The following is a 16,393-nucleotide window of genomic DNA, read 5'->3' as shown; positions in this document are numbered from 1 at the left end:
GCGCATTAAGGAAAACCAATGAAAAAAGTAACCATTAACGACCTGATCAAATGCAAACGTGAAGGCCGTAAATTTGCGACTTCGACAGCTTATGATGCGAGCTTTGCTCAATTATTCGAAAGCCAAGAAATGCCAGTTCTGCTTGTCGGTGATTCACTGGGTATGGTTTTACAAGGCCATAACGATACATTACCAGTAACCGTTGAAGACATTGCTTACCATACTCGCTCAGTGCGTGCTGGTAGCCCAAATTGTCTTCTTATGGCTGACATGCCTTTCATGAGCTACGCGACGCCAGAACAAGCTTGTGAGAGCGCAGCGACTTTGATGCGTGCTGGTGCGAACATGGTAAAAATCGAAGGCGGAAGCTGGTTGGTTGATACTGTGAAGATGCTAACAGAACGTGCAGTACCAGTATGTGCACACTTAGGCTTGACGCCCCAGTCTGTGAACATTTTTGGTGGTTACAAGATTCAAGGTCGTGACGACGAGCAAGCCGACAAAATGGTTGCTGACGCGTTAGCACTGCAAAACGCAGGCGCTCAAATCGTTCTACTTGAATGTGTGCCAGCTTCATTGGCAAAACGAATTACAGAAGCTTGTGACGTACCGGTTATCGGTATCGGCACAGGTAATGTTACCGATGGTCAGATCTTGGTTATGCATGACATGTTCGGTATTTCTGCGAACTACATGCCGAAGTTCTCTAAGAACTTCCTAGCAGAAACAGGTGATATGCGTAAGGCAGTAGCTCTATACAAAGAAGAAGTAGAGAGCGCGCGCTTCCCTGATGAAGCTCATACAATCGCTTAGGAGTAAGTATGCAAACTTTTGCTGAAATAGCGGCTCTTCGTGAGCAGATTAAACAGTTTAAGCGTGATGGACGTACGGTTGCTTTTGTACCGACAATGGGAAACCTGCATGAAGGCCACCTGACTCTGGTAAAGAAAGCTCGTGAACTGGCCGACATCGTTGTGGTAAGCATCTTTGTAAACCCAATGCAGTTTGACCGTGCAGACGACCTAAACAACTACCCTCGAACGTTAGAAGCAGATTTAAGCAAACTAACAGGTGAAGGGGTTGAGCTAGTATTTACACCAACGCCAGAGGTGATGTACCCAGATGGATTAGACAAGCAGACGTTTGTTGAGGTCCCTGGCATATCTCACATGCTTGAAGGTGCCTCTCGTCCAGGTCACTTCCGTGGTGTATCAACCATTGTCACTAAACTGTTTAATATCGTTCAGCCAGACTTTGCATGCTTCGGCGAGAAAGACTTTCAGCAACTTGCTGTTATTCGCCAGATGACCACTGATTTAGCATTAGACATTGAAGTTGTCGGCGTTGCGACCGTTCGTGAAATGGATGGTTTGGCAATGAGCTCTCGCAATAGCAACCTAACGATTGACGAGCGCCAACGAGCGCCCGTTTTAGCGCGTACTATGCGCTGGATCAGCAGCGCTATTCGTGGTGGTCGCGATGATTACGCATCAGTGATTGAAGATGCTACTGACCAGCTACGCGCTGCAGATCTTCAACCTGACGAAATCTTCATTTGTGATGCTAAAACTCTGCAAGCGATCACTTCAGAATCAACTCAAGCAGTGATTCTAATGTCGGCTTTCCTAGGTAAGACGCGTCTTATCGATAACCAAGTTCTCGATTTGGTAACGGAAACCAAAGAAGAAGTGAAAGAAGAAACGACTGAATAGTCGGCTTCTGCTCTTAACGCAAAACAAAAAAAAGGTCGATGTTATATCGACCTTTTTCTTTACCTGTTACTTAGATGAACCAAAGGTTAGCTACGTAAGCCAATACCCTTTGTCACTAGGTAGTGTGCAATGCCATACAACAGCACGATAAACACACCTAGTACGCCAAACGACGTCACGATCCCCACATCAGACACACCCAAGAAGCCATATCTGAACGCGTTAACCATGTACACGATAGGGTTCAACTTCGATACACCTTGCCAGAATTCAGGCAATAGACTGATCGAGTAGAACACACCACCAAGGTACGTCAGCGGCGTTAAGATAAAGGTTGGGATAATAGAGATATCATCAAACGTGCGTGCGAATACCGCGTTAATCAAGCCACCCAAAGCGAATACTACCGACGTTAAAAATACCGTCGCAATGATCACGCCCCAATGGTCAACTTGTAAGTCGACAAAGAACAACGACACGAAGGTTACTATGGTACCCACTAGCAATCCACGAACCACACCACCCATTACGAAGCCGGCGATAATCACGTAGTTAGGAACAGGCGCTACAAGCAGCTCTTCAATGTTCTTCTGGAACTTGGCACTAAAGAACGATGAAGCAACGTTGGAATATGAGTTGGTGATCACCGACATCATGATCAGACCGGGAACAATGTATTCCATGTAGCTAAAGCCGTTCATTTCACCAATACGCGCACCAATCAGGTTACCGAAGATGATGAAGTAAAGCGTCATGGTAATCGCTGGCGGCACCAGAGTCTGCACCCAGATACGAGTAAAGCGATTGATCTCTTTGGTCAACAAACTGCAGAAAGCGGTCCAATATAGGCTGTACATATTATTTACTCCCCTCACGGACGATACTCACAAATAGCTCTTCTAGACGGTTTGCTTTGTTACGCATAGAGAGGACTTTAACCTGTTGCTCGCTCAATTGAGCAAAGATGGTATTCAAACCTAGGTTCTTGTCGATTTCGATTTCTAGCGAGCCATTGACCATCACTTGGCTATTCACGCCTTCAAGCTTAGGTTCAGTCGTGCCCTCTTCCAGATCCAGAATAAAGGTCTCAGCACTCAATTTGCCCAACAGCGCTTTCATTGTTGTGTTCTCAATCAGCTCACCGCGATTGATGATACCAATGTTGCGACACAGCATTTCTGCTTCTTCTAGGTAGTGCGTGGTCAAGATAATGGTAATGCCCTGCTTCTCATTGATCTCTTTTAGGAATTCCCACATTGAACGACGTAGTTCAATATCAACGCCTGCTGTCGGTTCATCAAGGATCAACAAATGAGGTTCATGCATCAATGCACGCGCGATCATCAAACGACGCTTCATACCACCAGACAAGTTACGCGCGCGTTCGCCACGCTTTTCCCACAGATCGAGTTGAGATAGGTACTTTTTCGCTCGCTCTTTCGCTAATACTTTTGGCACGCCGTAATAACCCGCTTGTTGCAGCACGATCTGTTCAACGGTTTCAAACGGGTTAAAGTTAAACTCTTGAGGCACAAGGCCTAAGTTCTGCTTCGCCAATTCCAGATCGGTATCAATGTCGTAGCCGAACACTTTAACCTTGCCTGACGTTTTATTTACCAGTGAAGAGATAACACCAATGGTGGTTGATTTACCCGCACCATTGGGACCAAGTAGTGCGTAAAAGTCGCCTTTTTCTACTTGTAAACTAACGCCCTTAAGAGCCTCGAAGCCCCCAGCATAAGTTTTTCTTAATTGCTCAATTTCTAATGCATACATAGAGATAGACTGCCATTTGCTATAGATAAGATGTAGACGACCGAGCTTGAGGAAGAGAGTAATGCTTAAAACGAGCTAGCAGAAAACTAACCCAAACTTGTTAACTCGGCCATTTTGCAAACAAGTTTATCGTTGATTGACGATTAATACAAATATCGTGTGAGAGTTTCTTTCGAAAACAAATAAGCGTCTTGGCTACGTGAAGACTAAATCAACGTTCAATAAATATAAAAATGCCGCTAAGTGATTCACTTAACGGCATTAATGATCAGTCTTGAAGTGAGCGTCTATGGCTTATTCATATCAGGTCATTCATATCAGCTTATTACTGAAAAATTAAACTGACTCAAATTGATGCTCATCTCTGTCGACATAGCTTGTTGCTGCCGTCAGGGCTTCATATCTGAATCGATAAGTGTTGGATTCAGGTACTAGGTCAATCACGTGGAACTTCTCTAGTTGTTGACGAGTATTCTCATTAGGACACAGCAGATACACCTCACACTGCGCATCCAATGCATCTTTAATCGCATTCTCTAGCGCTAGGCCAACAGTGACATCAATCATAGGCACATCTGTCAGGTCTAGAATCATCGCTTCATAGTCAGAGATACTTGAGTGCTGACGTGAAATCGCCTTTGAAACGCTGAATATCATCGGCCCTGATAGGTAGAAGAATAGCACCTTACCATTGGCACTATCGAGTAACTGACGTTCGCTATCAGTCAATGGGATATCGTCTTCATCATCACCATCACTGATCGCCTTAACTTGTCTGGCTTGCTCTCGGCTTAATCTTTCAATAATCAGAATATTCGAGATAAACACACCCAGTCCAACGGCAATAATCAAGTCAACAAACACAGTCAATAGCATCACGCCGTACATCACGCCCATGCCGGCATAGCTAACCTTGTGCGCGCGCTGGATAAAGCTCCAATCTAGGATATTGAAACCAACATACATCGCGATACCAGCCAGCACTGCCATAGGAATCGGTTCTGTTAAACCACCTGCAACCAATACCACGAGCGCAAGTACTAAAGCTCGAATAACACCTGAAAGCGGAGAACGCGCTCCCACCTGAATATTGGTTACAGTCCCCATAGTGGCACCCGCGCCAGGTAGTGCACCAAACAGGCCAGAGATCATATTGGCAATGCCTTGGCCACGAAGCTCTTTGTCTGAGTCATGCTCTTTACGAGTCAATGAATCTCCGATAACCGCGGTCAAAAGCGTATCAATACAACCTAATGTACCAAGCACCAAGGCATCGATAACCATAGTAGTAAGCTGTTCAGCGCTGATCGTAGGGATAACGAGGGAAGGTAAACCAGCTGGGATTTCACCAATACGGCGAATAGAGTCGGTATCAAAAATAATGACGGACAAGAGCGTTACAGCCACTAACGCGACCAGTTGAGCAGGCACATACTTACGATACTTAGCGGGGAAGCCAAAAAGAATACCGAGTGTCAGAGCACCTAGAAATAGCTCACTCACTTTTAAGTTTGCTAGCGTATCAGGTAAAGCAGAGAGCGTGCCCATTACACCACCGGATGGAGCGGCATGCCCTAACAATGGAGACAGCTGCAAGATAATCAGAATAACGCCAATGCCCGACATGAATCCGGAGATCACGCTATATGGCATCAAAGTGACGTATTTTCCTAGCTTTAACGTACCAAGTAATATCTGGAATGCACCGGCCATCATCACGACAGTAAAGGTCATTGCCATACCCGTTTCAGGATATTTAGCAACCATACTCGTCATTACGGCAGTCATGATCACCGTCATAGGGCCGGTAGGTTCAGAAATCAAACTACTCGAACCGCCAAACAATGCTGCAAATAGGCCAACCATAATGGCGCCCCACAAGCCAGCTTCAGCTCCCGCGCCAGAAGCAACACCAAATGCCAATGCTAAAGGTAACGAGATGATGGCTGTAGTTACACCGCCAAACATATCCCCTTTGAGATTGATATCCGTAAAACGACTTCCAAACAAAACACACCTTCCTGATGATGAAATGACAAACCTTATAACTTTAGCAAATGTATCAAGTGTTCAGAAAGTGTTAATTCAATCACATTATTCATGTCTTATAACCGGATTATTGATAGTGGGCTAAGTTTATGATTTTCCGTACTAGAACACGTCAGATGAGTACATTTTGACGCAGTTTTTACGAGATTGAATTTGTAACATTGTGTATAGTTAAGCATCTTAATTGAGGGATGTAAGAAGCAAGATGCCAGAAATAAAACAGCTTTTTGAAAACAACTCTAAATGGTCAGAAGAAATTCGATCTCAACGACCTGAGTATTTTACAACGCTTGAAGAGGGTCAAAGCCCTGGTTTTCTATGGATTGGCTGCTCAGATAGCCGTGTTCCGGCCGAGCGTCTCACTGGTTTGTACTCTGGCGAACTGTTTGTTCACCGAAATGTGGCAAACCAAGTGGTTCATACCGATCTAAACTGCCTCTCAGTGGTACAGTACGCCGTCGATGTACTCAAAGTTAAACACATCATTGTCTGCGGTCACTATGGCTGTGGCGGTGTTAACGCGGCGATTGATAACCCTAAACTTGGTCTTATCAACAACTGGTTACTGCACATCCGTGACAATTACCTAAAATACCGTAAGCAAATCGAGGGGCTTCCTCGTGAGCAATGGGGTGACAAGTTGTGCGAAATTAACGTCGCAGAACAGGTTTATAACCTAGGCAACTCAACCATTATGCAAAATGCGTGGGAGCGTGGCCAAGACGTTGAAATCCATGGTGTGGTTTATGGTATTGGCGATGGCAAGCTGCAGGACCTTGGCGTACGTTGCTCAAGTAACGATACTTTAGAGAACAGTCACTTAGATGCATTAAACAAGATCTTAACGACGCCTCTTCTTAGTCAACAAAGCTAACCCATTCCGTCATATATACAAAAAGCCCGCATCAAGCGGGCTTTTTAATGACTTCTAAACCACAAGCGTAATGATTACTCTTGAGGTACTACCTTACCGATGTACGGTAGGTGACGATATTTTTGTGCGTAGTCGATACCAACACCAACAACAAACTCGTCTGGGATCTCAAAACCAATCCATTTTGTATCGACAGTCACTTCACGGCGAGAAGGCTTGTCTAATAGCGTACAAATTTCGATAGACTTAGGACCACGTAGGCTCAGAATCTCTTTTACTTTAGTCAGCGTGTTACCTGTATCGATAATATCTTCTACAAGTAGAACGTCTTTACCTTGGATATCATCATCAAGGTCTTTCAAAATACGAACATCACGTGAGCTTTCCATGCCGTTGCCGTAGCTAGACGCGGTCATGAAATCAACTTGGTGAGTTAAATCGATAGCACGAGCAAGATCTGCCATAAAGACAAAAGATCCACGCAATAAGCCAACTAAAACTAGATCTTCACTACCATTGTAGTGTTCCGTGATCTGTTTGCCTAGTTCGTTCACTCGATCCTGAACTTCTTGCTCAGAGATCATGACTTCAACTGTATGCTTCATACTGCTCTCATTCTATTTGGTGATTGCGACGAATGTTGACAGTTTCGTCAGTTGTGTCGCTCAATTTTGTGCGTAAGTCTAGCACTGCTCAAATACCCACACCACCTTATGGTTCGAATTTACTGTCAGATTCTCAACGAAATGTGCGCTGGTGCCTTATCCAATACTCGTCTCCTTTCACATCAATGCTGATCACGCTTTATGTATCAAGTTTGATGTAACTGTCTATAAAACAAGCTGAAAGGATTGACCATTCGCATATGCACCATTACACTCATCTTGGCTTAAATAATAATAAAATCATTAATATAAAAATTTCGTTGGCAAGGAAAATAAAATGGACTCAATATCTAAGAGACCTAGAACTAGGCTTTCACCTTTAAAAAGAAAACTTCAATTGATGGAAATCGCTCTTGAGGTATTCTCTCGCCGCGGCATCGGTCGTGGTGGGCACGCTGATATTGCAGACATCGCTCAGGTGTCTGTCGCAACGGTATTTAACTACTTCCCAACCCGTGAAGATCTGGTTGATGAAGTACTAAATCACGTTGTACGCCAATTCTCTAACTTCCTTTCAGACAATATCGATCTGGATATTCACGCAAAACAAAACCTACATAATATTGCGACTGAAATGGTGACGTTAGTGGCTCAAGATAGCCATTGGTTAAATGTATGGTTCGAATGGAGCGCTTCGACTCGTGATGAAATATGGCCGCTATTCGTAACAACGAACCGCACTAACCAAATGTTAGTACAAAACATGTTTAGCAAAGCGATTGAACGCGGCGAAGTCTGTGACGATCACGACCCTAAACATCTAGCGAATCTATTCCACGGCATTTGCTACTCGCTATTCATCCAAGCGAAACGTGTAGAAACGCCAGAAGAGCTTTCAAGCTTAACGGATAGCTATTTGAACATGCTGTGCATTTATAAGTAGATTCGAGATTCGAGATTCGAGATTCGAGATTCGAGATTCGAGTAAATAATTTAAGGGTTGGCCTAATGGGCCAACCCTTTTTTGTAGAATGGAATGTCTCTTCGCATCCCGAAGCGCAGCGTACTCGCATCTCGGAGTGAAACGTTCCTGCTCTTTTCTTCAGACATAAAAAAACCGCTGACGAATCAGCGGCTTTTAAAAACATTAGCGAGTGGCTAAAGAAGGATTACTTCTTCTTTTTCACTGCTTTCTTGTTTGGAAGGTCAGTGATTGAACCTTCGAATACTTCCGCAGCTAGACCAACAGACTCGTGTAGAGTTGGGTGAGCGTGGATAGTAAGTGCGATATCTTCTGCATCACAACCCATTTCGATCGCTAGGCCGATTTCGCCAAGAAGTTCACCACCGTTAGTACCAACAACAGCACCACCGATTACGCGATGAGTATCTTTATCGAAGATCATCTTAGTCACGCCGTCTGCACAGTCAGAAGCGATTGCACGACCAGAAGCAGCCCAAGGGAAAGTAGCAACTTCGTAATTGATGCCTTCAGCTTTCGCTTCTTTCTCAGTCTTACCTACCCAAGCAACTTCTGGCTCAGTGTACGCAATTGATGGGATTACTTTAGGGTCGAAGTAGTGCTTCTTACCAGAGATAACTTCAGCAGCTACGTGACCTTCATGCACACCTTTGTGAGCAAGCATTGGTTGACCAACAACATCACCGATCGCGTGGATGTGAGGAACATTAGTACGCATTTGCTTATCAACATTGATGAAACCACGCTCATCAACTTCGATACCCGCTTTTTCAGCGTCGATAAGTGCACCGTTTGGAACACGACCGATAGCAACAAGAACAGCATCGTAGCGTTCAGCTTCAGCTGGTGCTTTTTTGCCTTCCATTGAAACGTAGATACCGTCTTCTTTTGCTTCAACAGCAGTCACTTTAGTTTCAAGCATTAGCTTGAACTTGTTCTTAATGCGCTTAGTGAAAACTTTAACGATGTCTTTATCCGCAGCAGGGATAACTTGATCGAACATCTCTACAACTTCAACTTTAGAACCTAGAGAGTGGTAAACCGTACCCATCTCAAGACCGATGATACCGCCGCCCATGATAAGCAGTTTTTCAGGTACTTCGTTTAGTTCTAGTGCATCCGTAGAATCCCAAATACGTGGGTCTTCATGTGGGATGAAAGGAAGTTTGATTGGGCGAGAACCCGCAGCAATGATTGCGTTGTCGAAGTTAACAGTTGTTGCTTCGCCTTCGCCTTCAACAAGAATGCTGTTAGGACCAGTGAACTTACCGAAACCGTTAACAACAGTAACGTTACGCATCTTAGCCATACCGCCAAGACCGCCAGTTAGTTGATCAACTACTTTTTCTTTCCAGATACGGATCTTGTTGATGTCCGTTTGTGGCTCGCCGAATACAACGCCGTGCTCTGCCATCGCTTTAGCTTCTTCGATTACTTTAGAAACGTGAAGAAGTGCTTTTGATGGAATACAACCAACGTTTAGACATACACCACCAAGAGTGCTGTAACGTTCAACTAGTACTGTTTCTAGACCTAAATCCGCACAACGGAATGCCGCTGAGTAACCAGCAGGACCTGAACCAAGTACAACAACTTGGGCTTTAATTTCTTTGCTCATTGTGACCTCTTGTAGTCATTATCCCTAACAGGCTGAGTAGATGTTCTTAAAATTATTGGGCTTTCAAACAGGAAACATTTTACAGAGATGTTAACAGTGTGAAAGTAGCTTTAAGTTAGCCTGTGAGCTAGACAACAATTCCCCATCAGATTATGAGAAATGCAGGAAACTGTTGTCTAAAAATAGTCTTTATATAAAGAATTAAGGTGACCCGAAAGTCACCTTAATAATTACTTTCTCAATTACAGTACTAGACGACGAATGTCAGATAGTGCGCTGTTTAGGAAAGTAATGAAGCGTGCACCTTCAGCACCATCGATCACACGGTGGTCGTATGATAGAGACAGTGGAAGCTGTAGACGTGGTTGGAACTCTTTACCATTCCAAACTGGCTTAATTTCAGACTTAGATACACCTAGGATACCTACTTCTGGAGCATTTACGATTGGAGTAAATGCAGTGCCGCCAATACCACCAAGGCTAGAGATTGTGAAACAACCGCCTTGCATGTCTGCCGCTGTTAGCTTACCAGAACGTGCTTTCTTAGAAACAGCCATTAGCTCTTCAGATAGCTCGTAAATGCCTTTCTTGTTCACGTCTTTGAAGACAGGAACAACTAGACCGTTTGGTGTATCAACAGCGATACCCACGTTTACGTACTTCTTAAGAATGATGCTTTCGCCATCTTCAGAAAGAGAAGAGTTAAACGCTGGGAATGCTTCTAGCGCTTTAGCAACAGCTTTCATGATGAACACAAGTGGAGTGATCTTCATGCCAGTGTCTTTCTTCGCTTCGATTGCGTTCTGTTCTTTACGGAATGCTTCTAGCTCAGTGATGTCTGCGTTGTCCCATTGTGTAACGTGAGGGATCATTACCCAGTTACGGTGCAGGTTAGCACCAGAGATCTTCTTAATCTTAGAAAGCTTCTGAACTTCAGTTTCGCCGAACTTGCTGAAGTCAACTTTTGGCCATGGTAGTAGACCAAGAGCAGAACCGTCGCCGCCTTTGCCAGATGCAGCTGCACCAGACTCAAGACGCTTAAGTGCATCTTTAACGTAAGACTGAACGTCTTCTTTAAGGATACGGCTCTTACGACCAGTACCTTTAACCTTAGAAAGGTTAACGCCAAATTCACGAGCTAGACGACGAACTACTGGAGAAGCGTGCGCGTAGTCACCGTTCTCTTGGAAGTCGCCAGCTGCTGCTGGAGCCGCTGCAGGTGCTTCTGCTTTAGGAGCAGGTGCCGCCGCTGGAGCTGCTGCTTGTGCTGGAGCGGAAGCCGCTACTGCTACTGGAGCTGCGCCTTCCACAACGAAAGTCATGATTAGAGAGCCAGTTGACACTGTGTCGCCAGCTGCAATCTTGATTTCTTTTACTGTACCAGCGAATGGTGCAGGAACTTCCATTGAAGCTTTGTCGCCTTCAACAGTAATTAGAGATTGCTCTTCTTCTACTGTATCGCCAACTGCTACCATGATTTCAGTAACTTCTACTTCGTCACCACCGATATCAGGAACGTTTACTTCTTTTTCGGCTGCGGCCGGCGCTCCGGATGCTGCTGGAGCCGCTGCAACTGGTGCCGCCGCTGGAGCAGGAGCTGCTGCAACTGGAGCGCCAGAACCTGCCACTTCAAATACCATCACTAGAGAACCAGTAGATACTGAATCACCAGAAGCGATCTTGATTTCTTTAACGATACCAGCGAATGGTGCAGGTACTTCCATTGAAGCCTTGTCACCCTCAACAGTAAGAAGAGATTGCTCTTCTTCTACTGCGTCACCGATAGCAACCATGATTTCAGTTACTTCAACTTCATCACCGCCGATGTCAGGAACGTGAACTTCTTTAAGCTCAGCTGCCGCTGCAGGAGCAGCTGCAACTGGTGCCGCCGCTTCAACTGCTGGAGCAGCCGGTGCTGCTGCAGCACCTTCCGCAGGAGAGCCTGCCTCTTCAAAGATCATGATAAGAGAACCAGTAGAAACAGAATCGCCTTCTGCTACTTTGATTTCTTTAACGATACCCGCTTGAGACGCTGGAACTTCCATTGAAGCTTTGTCGCCTTCAACAGTGATCAGTGACTGCTCTTCTTCAACCTTGTCGCCAACGTTTACAAGAATCTCAGTTACTTCAACCTCGTCAGCACCGATGTCTGGTACATTAATTTCGATTGTCATTGTATTTACCTACCTTAATGCCAGTCTTATGCGTATTGCGGGTTAGTTTTTTCAGTGTCGATATCGAATTTAGCAATTGCTTCAACAACTACAGATTTCTCGATGTCACCACGTTTAGCCAGTTCAGTTAGAGCTGCAACTACGATGTAGCCAGCGTTCACTTCGAAGTGACGACGTAGGTTTGCACGGCTGTCAGAACGACCGAAACCATCTGTACCAAGTACTTTGTAAGACTCAGTTGGCATGTACGCACGTACTTGCTCAGCGTAGTTCTTCATGTAGTCAGTCACTGCGATTGCAGGTTCTTTACCAAGAACAGTCGTGATGTACGGTACTTTCTCTTCAACTTCTGGGTGAAGCATGTTGTCACGCTCTACCGCTTGGCCGTCACGAGTTAGTTCGTTGAACGACGTTACTGAGAATACGTCAGATGCTACGCCGTACTCTTCGCTTAGAATTTCAGCCGCTTTACGCGCTTCGTTCATGATAGTACCAGAGCTCATTAGTTGAACTTTGCCCTTAGCACCAGCGTGAGATTCAAGCTTGTAGATACCTTTACGGATGCCTTCTTCAGCGCCTTCTGGCATTGCTGGCATTGCGTAGTTCTCGTTCATTACTGTTAGGTAGTAGTAAACGTTCTCTTGCTCAGGACCGTACATGCGACGGATACCGTCTTGCATGATTACCGCTAGCTCGTAAGCGAACGTTGGGTCGTAAGAGATACAGTTAGGGATAGTGTTCGCTTGGATGTGCGAGTGACCATCTTCGTGCTGTAGACCTTCACCGTTCAGTGTTGTACGACCTGCAGTAGCACCTAGTAGGAAGCCACGAGCTTGTTGGTCGCCTGCTAGCCATGCCATGTCACCAATACGTTGGAAACCGAACATTGAGTAGTAGATGTAGAACGGGATCATCGGTAGATCGTTTGTGCTGTATGAAGTTGCAGCAGCAACCCATGAAGCCATAGAACCTAGTTCGTTGATACCTTCTTGAAGAACTTGACCAGACGTTGCTTCTTTGTAGTAAGAAACGATGCCTTTATCTTCAGGTGTGTATTCTTGACCGTGTGGGTTGTAGATACCAACCTGACGGAATAGACCTTCCATACCGAATGTACGAGCTTCATCACAGATGATAGGAACGATGTTCTTACCAATGTTCTTATCTTTAAGAAGGATGTTTAGCGTACGTACATAAGCCATAGTTGTAGAGATATCACGCTTCTGTTCACCTAGTAGAGGTGCGAATGCGTCTAGCTCAGGAACCTTGAACTCTTGAGTAAACTTAGGAAGACGTGCAGGTGTGTAACCGTGTAGAGCGTTACGACGAGCGTGCATGTATTCGTACTCAGGCGTACCTTCTTCCAATTTCAGGTAAGGAAGTTCAGCGATCTTCTCATCTGAAAGGATGTCTTCTAGGCCTAGGCGATCACGTAGGTGTTGAACATGAGTCATGTCCATTTTCTTAACACCGTGTGCAATGTTCTTACCTTCAGCTGCATCACCCATGCCGTAACCTTTAACAGTCTTAGCTAGGATTACAGTTGGCTTACCGTTTGTCTCTTTTGCATTGTTGAATGCAGCAAACAGTTTAGAAGAATCGTGACCACCACGCTTAAGAGCGAAGATTTCGTCATCAGTCATGTCTGCAACTAGTGCAGCTGTTTCTGGGTACTTACCAAAGAAGTGCTCACGTACGTATGCGCCATCTTTAGATTTGAATGTTTGGTAGTCACCATCGATAGTTTCGTTCATTAGTTGAAGAAGCTTACCAGTAGTGTCTTTAGCTAGTAGAGAATCCCAGTTGCTACCCCAGATAACTTTAACAACGTTCCAACCTGCGCCTTTGAATAGGCCTTCAAGTTCTTGGATGATGCTACCGTTACCCATTACAGGGCCGTCTAGACGCTGTAGGTTACAGTTGATTAGGAAACATAGGTTGTCTAGTTTCTCACGCGCAGCGAAAGAAATAGCACCACGTGATTCTGGCTCATCCATCTCACCGTCACCTAGGAACGCGTATACGCGTTGCGCTGAAGTTTCTTTCAGGCCACGGCCGTCAAGGTACTTAAGGAAGCGCGCTTGGTAGATAGCAGAGATAGGACCAAGACCCATAGATACTGTCGGGAACTGCCAGAACTCAGGCATCAGTTTCGGGTGCGGGTAAGAAGGGATACCTTTACCATCAACTTCTTGACGGAAGTTATCTAGCTGTTCTTCAGTTAGACGACCTTCAACGAATGCACGAGAGTAGATACCTGGAGAGATGTGACCTTGGTAGTAAACTAGATCGCCACCGTCTGTCTCGTTTGGAGCACGGAAGAAGTGGTTGAAACATACTTCGTAGAACGCTGCTGCTGACTGGTAAGAAGCCATGTGACCACCAAGGTCTAGGTCTTTCTTAGAAGCACGCAATACGATCATGATTGCGTTCCAGCGAATAATCGAACGAATACGACGCTCAAGAGTTACGTCACCAGGGTAAGCTGGCTCTTGTGCTGCTGGAATTGTGTTGATGTAGTTTGTGTTGATGCCTGTAGCCATATCAACACCATCTAAACGTGCTTTATCTAGAACTTGTTCTAGTAAAAACTGTGCACGTTCTACACCTTCTTCACGTACTACTGACTCAAGAGCTTCTAACCAATCTTGAGTTTCCAGAGCATCAACGTCATGCTTCATGTCAGACATGGCGATCTATCCTTTTTGTTAGTTGGATTCTACTAAACACGTAAAAAGCCGAAGTATTACGGCTATTTACCCTGTTGAATTCGACGTAGAGAACGTTCGCGGCGCGACTCTTCCTTCGTCAAATCCAGCAATGTTTCTTCGATGTAAGCTAAATGAGAGTGTGACATTTCACGTGCCTGTTCTGGCTGTCCTGAAACGATCGCATCTACAATGTTAGCTCGATGTATACTCACTTTCTCCACAACGTCTTTACGACGATGCAACAGCTTTAAATTCTCTAAGACGTTTTGTTCGAGTAACGGAGCCAAGCTACGAACAATGTGCAATAACACCACATTGTGCGCTGCCTCTGTTAAAGCAATAAGAAAAGCCATCACCGCTGCAGATTCGGCTTCAATATCACCCTTTTCTTGCGCGCCGTGAATTTTTTCTTGGCAGGCTTGAATACGAGCAAAGTCTTCATCGGTTCCACGCAATGCCGCGAAGTAAGCCGAAATCCCTTCCATCGCATGACGCGATTCCAACAAGTCTAGTTGGGTTTCAGAATGGGACGACAACAAATTAAGCAAAGGATCTGAAAAGCTTTTCCAGATATTTTCGCTAACAAACGTACCTCCACCTTGACGGCGAGTAAGCAAGCGTTTTGCTTCTAAACGTTGTATCGCTTCTCGGATTGAAGGACGAGACACATCGAACTGTTTCGCCAGTTCGCGCTCAGGCGGCAGCTGCTGCCCTGGAGCCAGTGTTCCTTCCACTATCAACCTTTCTAACTCTTGTTCGATAACATCGGAGAGTTTTGGCTGACGAATCCTTTGATAAGCCATAGTTTGTTGTTCTTCTTTTTCTTCGCTGACAATTGGTAATACCAATTTTAAGTTGGGCAGAAATTAACATAATTAAAACGCCACTGTCCAGCCTAAAATTGACCTGCATCATAGAATACAGCGTGAATTAACCATGATTTAACAAATGAAATTTAAAACAGCAACCAAATTGGTCTTACCATTTACAGGGGTAATACTTTTGGGGAGTGTTCGTGCTAGAAAGTTTCAGGATAAAAATGAATTGTTTCAGAAAGATTAGTGTCACTCGTTTAAAAATCTAACCAAGCGCACATTTAGGGTGGAAATTCTGTTCATAAGTTTTAATAAATGAGTGTTTGATAAGCTCGTCACACTCTCGATTTATTGATGCTCCCCGTCCGACCACTTCCTTTACAAAAGCACAACAAAAATTCACAAACAATTATGCTCATCGTTGATTATCTAGAGCCCTTCAATGAGCAGAGTCTTGTTGTGAATTCGGATTTAGAAACTCAGTTGGCCTTGATATTTCTTCCAATCAAAAACCAAACCGGGGTCAGTCTTTCGTAGCGGGGCGATGTATTGATGGCCAGTGATACGCTGACGCGTAATCTGCGGGAAGTTCGACACCAATGTCTCCGTTAATTGAGCCAAAGATTGGTATTGCTGCTCGGTATAAGCAACAAAGTCACTGCCTTCCAGTTCAATGCCAATAGAGTAGTCATTACACCTTTCACGGCCAGCGAAGCTCGATTGACCCGCATGCCAAGCTCGGTCTAAGAAAGAAACGAACTGCACCACTTCCCCATCGCGACGAATCAAACAGTGCGCCGACACGCCCATTTGGTGAATCACCTTAAAAAACGGGTGTTCCTTCGGGTCGAGTTTGCCCGTAAAAAACAGTTCTATGTAAGGCCCACCAAATTGCCCCGGAGGCAGGCTAATGTTATGAACCACCAGCAGCGAGATATCGTCGGCACTCGGTCGAGCATCAAAATACGGGGAAGGAACATGCCGAGCGTTGTCGTACCATCCGTTGGAGCTCATCGTCATCTTGGTCTCACTTTCGTTTCTGCTAGCACAATAAGATGTGACCTTGCCCATAGAGCA

13 protein-coding genes are annotated in these 16,393 nt (G+C 45.0%); 4 read left to right on the top strand and 9 right to left on the bottom strand.

Translation table 11 applies throughout. The annotated features are described in order from the left end of the window. The first annotated feature begins 18 nt into the window (after positions 1–18). Together panB and panC are read left to right on the top strand one after the other, a co-directional pair. Entirely contained in the window at positions 19–813 is a 795-nt protein-coding gene (panB, locus tag AB6E51_RS08910) for a 3-methyl-2-oxobutanoate hydroxymethyltransferase (protein ID WP_372057937.1), read from the top strand. 8 nt (positions 814–821) lie between these two features. Beyond that, on the top strand, positions 822–1,712 hold the full coding sequence (gene panC, locus AB6E51_RS08905) for a pantoate--beta-alanine ligase (protein WP_017059434.1): 891 nt from the start codon (positions 822–824) through the stop codon (positions 1,710–1,712). Between the two features lie 86 nt (positions 1,713–1,798). Here panC and AB6E51_RS08900 read toward each other — a convergent pair whose 3' ends face one another. From AB6E51_RS08900 to AB6E51_RS08890, 3 genes are all read right to left on the bottom strand, one after another. After that, entirely contained in the window at positions 1,799–2,569 is a 771-nt protein-coding gene (locus AB6E51_RS08900; protein WP_010435987.1) for an ABC transporter permease, read from the bottom strand. A gap of 1 nt (position 2,570) precedes the next feature. Beyond that, positions 2,571–3,488: an ABC transporter ATP-binding protein gene (locus tag AB6E51_RS08895; RefSeq protein ID WP_372057938.1), complete on the bottom strand. Its 918-nt coding sequence runs from the start codon at positions 3,486–3,488 to the stop codon at positions 2,571–2,573. Positions 3,489–3,824: 336 nt separating this feature from the next. After that, on the bottom strand, positions 3,825–5,456 hold the full coding sequence (locus AB6E51_RS08890) for a SulP family inorganic anion transporter (RefSeq protein ID WP_170968024.1): 1,632 nt from the start codon (positions 5,454–5,456) through the stop codon (positions 3,825–3,827). Between the two features lie 286 nt (positions 5,457–5,742). Between AB6E51_RS08890 and can the strand changes: the two genes are divergently transcribed. After that, positions 5,743–6,411 carry a carbonate dehydratase gene (gene can, locus AB6E51_RS08885; protein ID WP_017059437.1) on the top strand — a complete coding sequence of 223 codons (669 nt, stop codon included), beginning with the start codon at positions 5,743–5,745 and terminating at the stop codon, positions 6,409–6,411. 74 nt (positions 6,412–6,485) lie between these two features. Here can and hpt read toward each other — a convergent pair whose 3' ends face one another. Further along, entirely contained in the window at positions 6,486–7,016 is a 531-nt protein-coding gene (gene hpt / locus AB6E51_RS08880) for a hypoxanthine phosphoribosyltransferase (protein WP_017059438.1), read from the bottom strand. Positions 7,017–7,353: 337 nt separating this feature from the next. Here hpt and AB6E51_RS08875 point away from each other — a divergent pair, with 337 nt between their 5' ends. Next, entirely contained in the window at positions 7,354–7,959 is a 606-nt protein-coding gene (locus tag AB6E51_RS08875) for a LuxR/HapR/OpaR family quorum-sensing transcriptional regulator (RefSeq protein ID WP_032549310.1), read from the top strand. A gap of 226 nt (positions 7,960–8,185) precedes the next feature. Here the strand turns inward: AB6E51_RS08875 and lpdA are convergent, their stop codons facing one another. The 5 genes from lpdA to ampD form a co-directional block, all read right to left on the bottom strand. Then, positions 8,186–9,616 (bottom strand): dihydrolipoyl dehydrogenase, encoded by a 1,431-nt coding sequence (gene lpdA / locus AB6E51_RS08870; protein WP_017059440.1) that lies wholly within the window; start codon positions 9,614–9,616, stop codon positions 8,186–8,188. A 242-nt stretch (positions 9,617–9,858) separates the two neighbouring features. Continuing rightward, positions 9,859–11,790 (bottom strand): pyruvate dehydrogenase complex dihydrolipoyllysine-residue acetyltransferase, encoded by a 1,932-nt coding sequence (gene aceF / locus AB6E51_RS08865; RefSeq protein ID WP_102331928.1) that lies wholly within the window; start codon positions 11,788–11,790, stop codon positions 9,859–9,861. A 26-nt stretch (positions 11,791–11,816) separates the two neighbouring features. After that, positions 11,817–14,480 (bottom strand): pyruvate dehydrogenase (acetyl-transferring), homodimeric type, encoded by a 2,664-nt coding sequence (gene aceE, locus AB6E51_RS08860; protein ID WP_372057939.1) that lies wholly within the window; start codon positions 14,478–14,480, stop codon positions 11,817–11,819. A gap of 62 nt (positions 14,481–14,542) precedes the next feature. Next, positions 14,543–15,304, bottom strand: a complete 762-nt coding sequence (pdhR, locus tag AB6E51_RS08855) for a pyruvate dehydrogenase complex transcriptional repressor PdhR (protein WP_017059443.1) — start codon at positions 15,302–15,304, stop codon at positions 14,543–14,545. Positions 15,305–15,787: 483 nt separating this feature from the next. Continuing rightward, the gene (ampD, locus tag AB6E51_RS08850; RefSeq protein WP_372057940.1) at positions 15,788–16,387 is read right to left on the bottom strand and encodes a 1,6-anhydro-N-acetylmuramyl-L-alanine amidase AmpD; all 600 of its coding nucleotides are present in this window, start codon (positions 16,385–16,387) and stop codon (positions 15,788–15,790) included. Between the last annotated feature and the right edge of the window lie 6 nt (positions 16,388–16,393).

The organism is Vibrio sp. 10N.247.311.47 (assembly GCF_041467535.1).
In the GTDB taxonomy this organism is placed as follows: domain Bacteria; phylum Pseudomonadota; class Gammaproteobacteria; order Enterobacterales; family Vibrionaceae; genus Vibrio; species Vibrio crassostreae_C.
The sequence above is the reverse complement of the archived record's forward strand: the minus strand, read 5'-3'. Positions and strand labels throughout refer to the sequence as shown.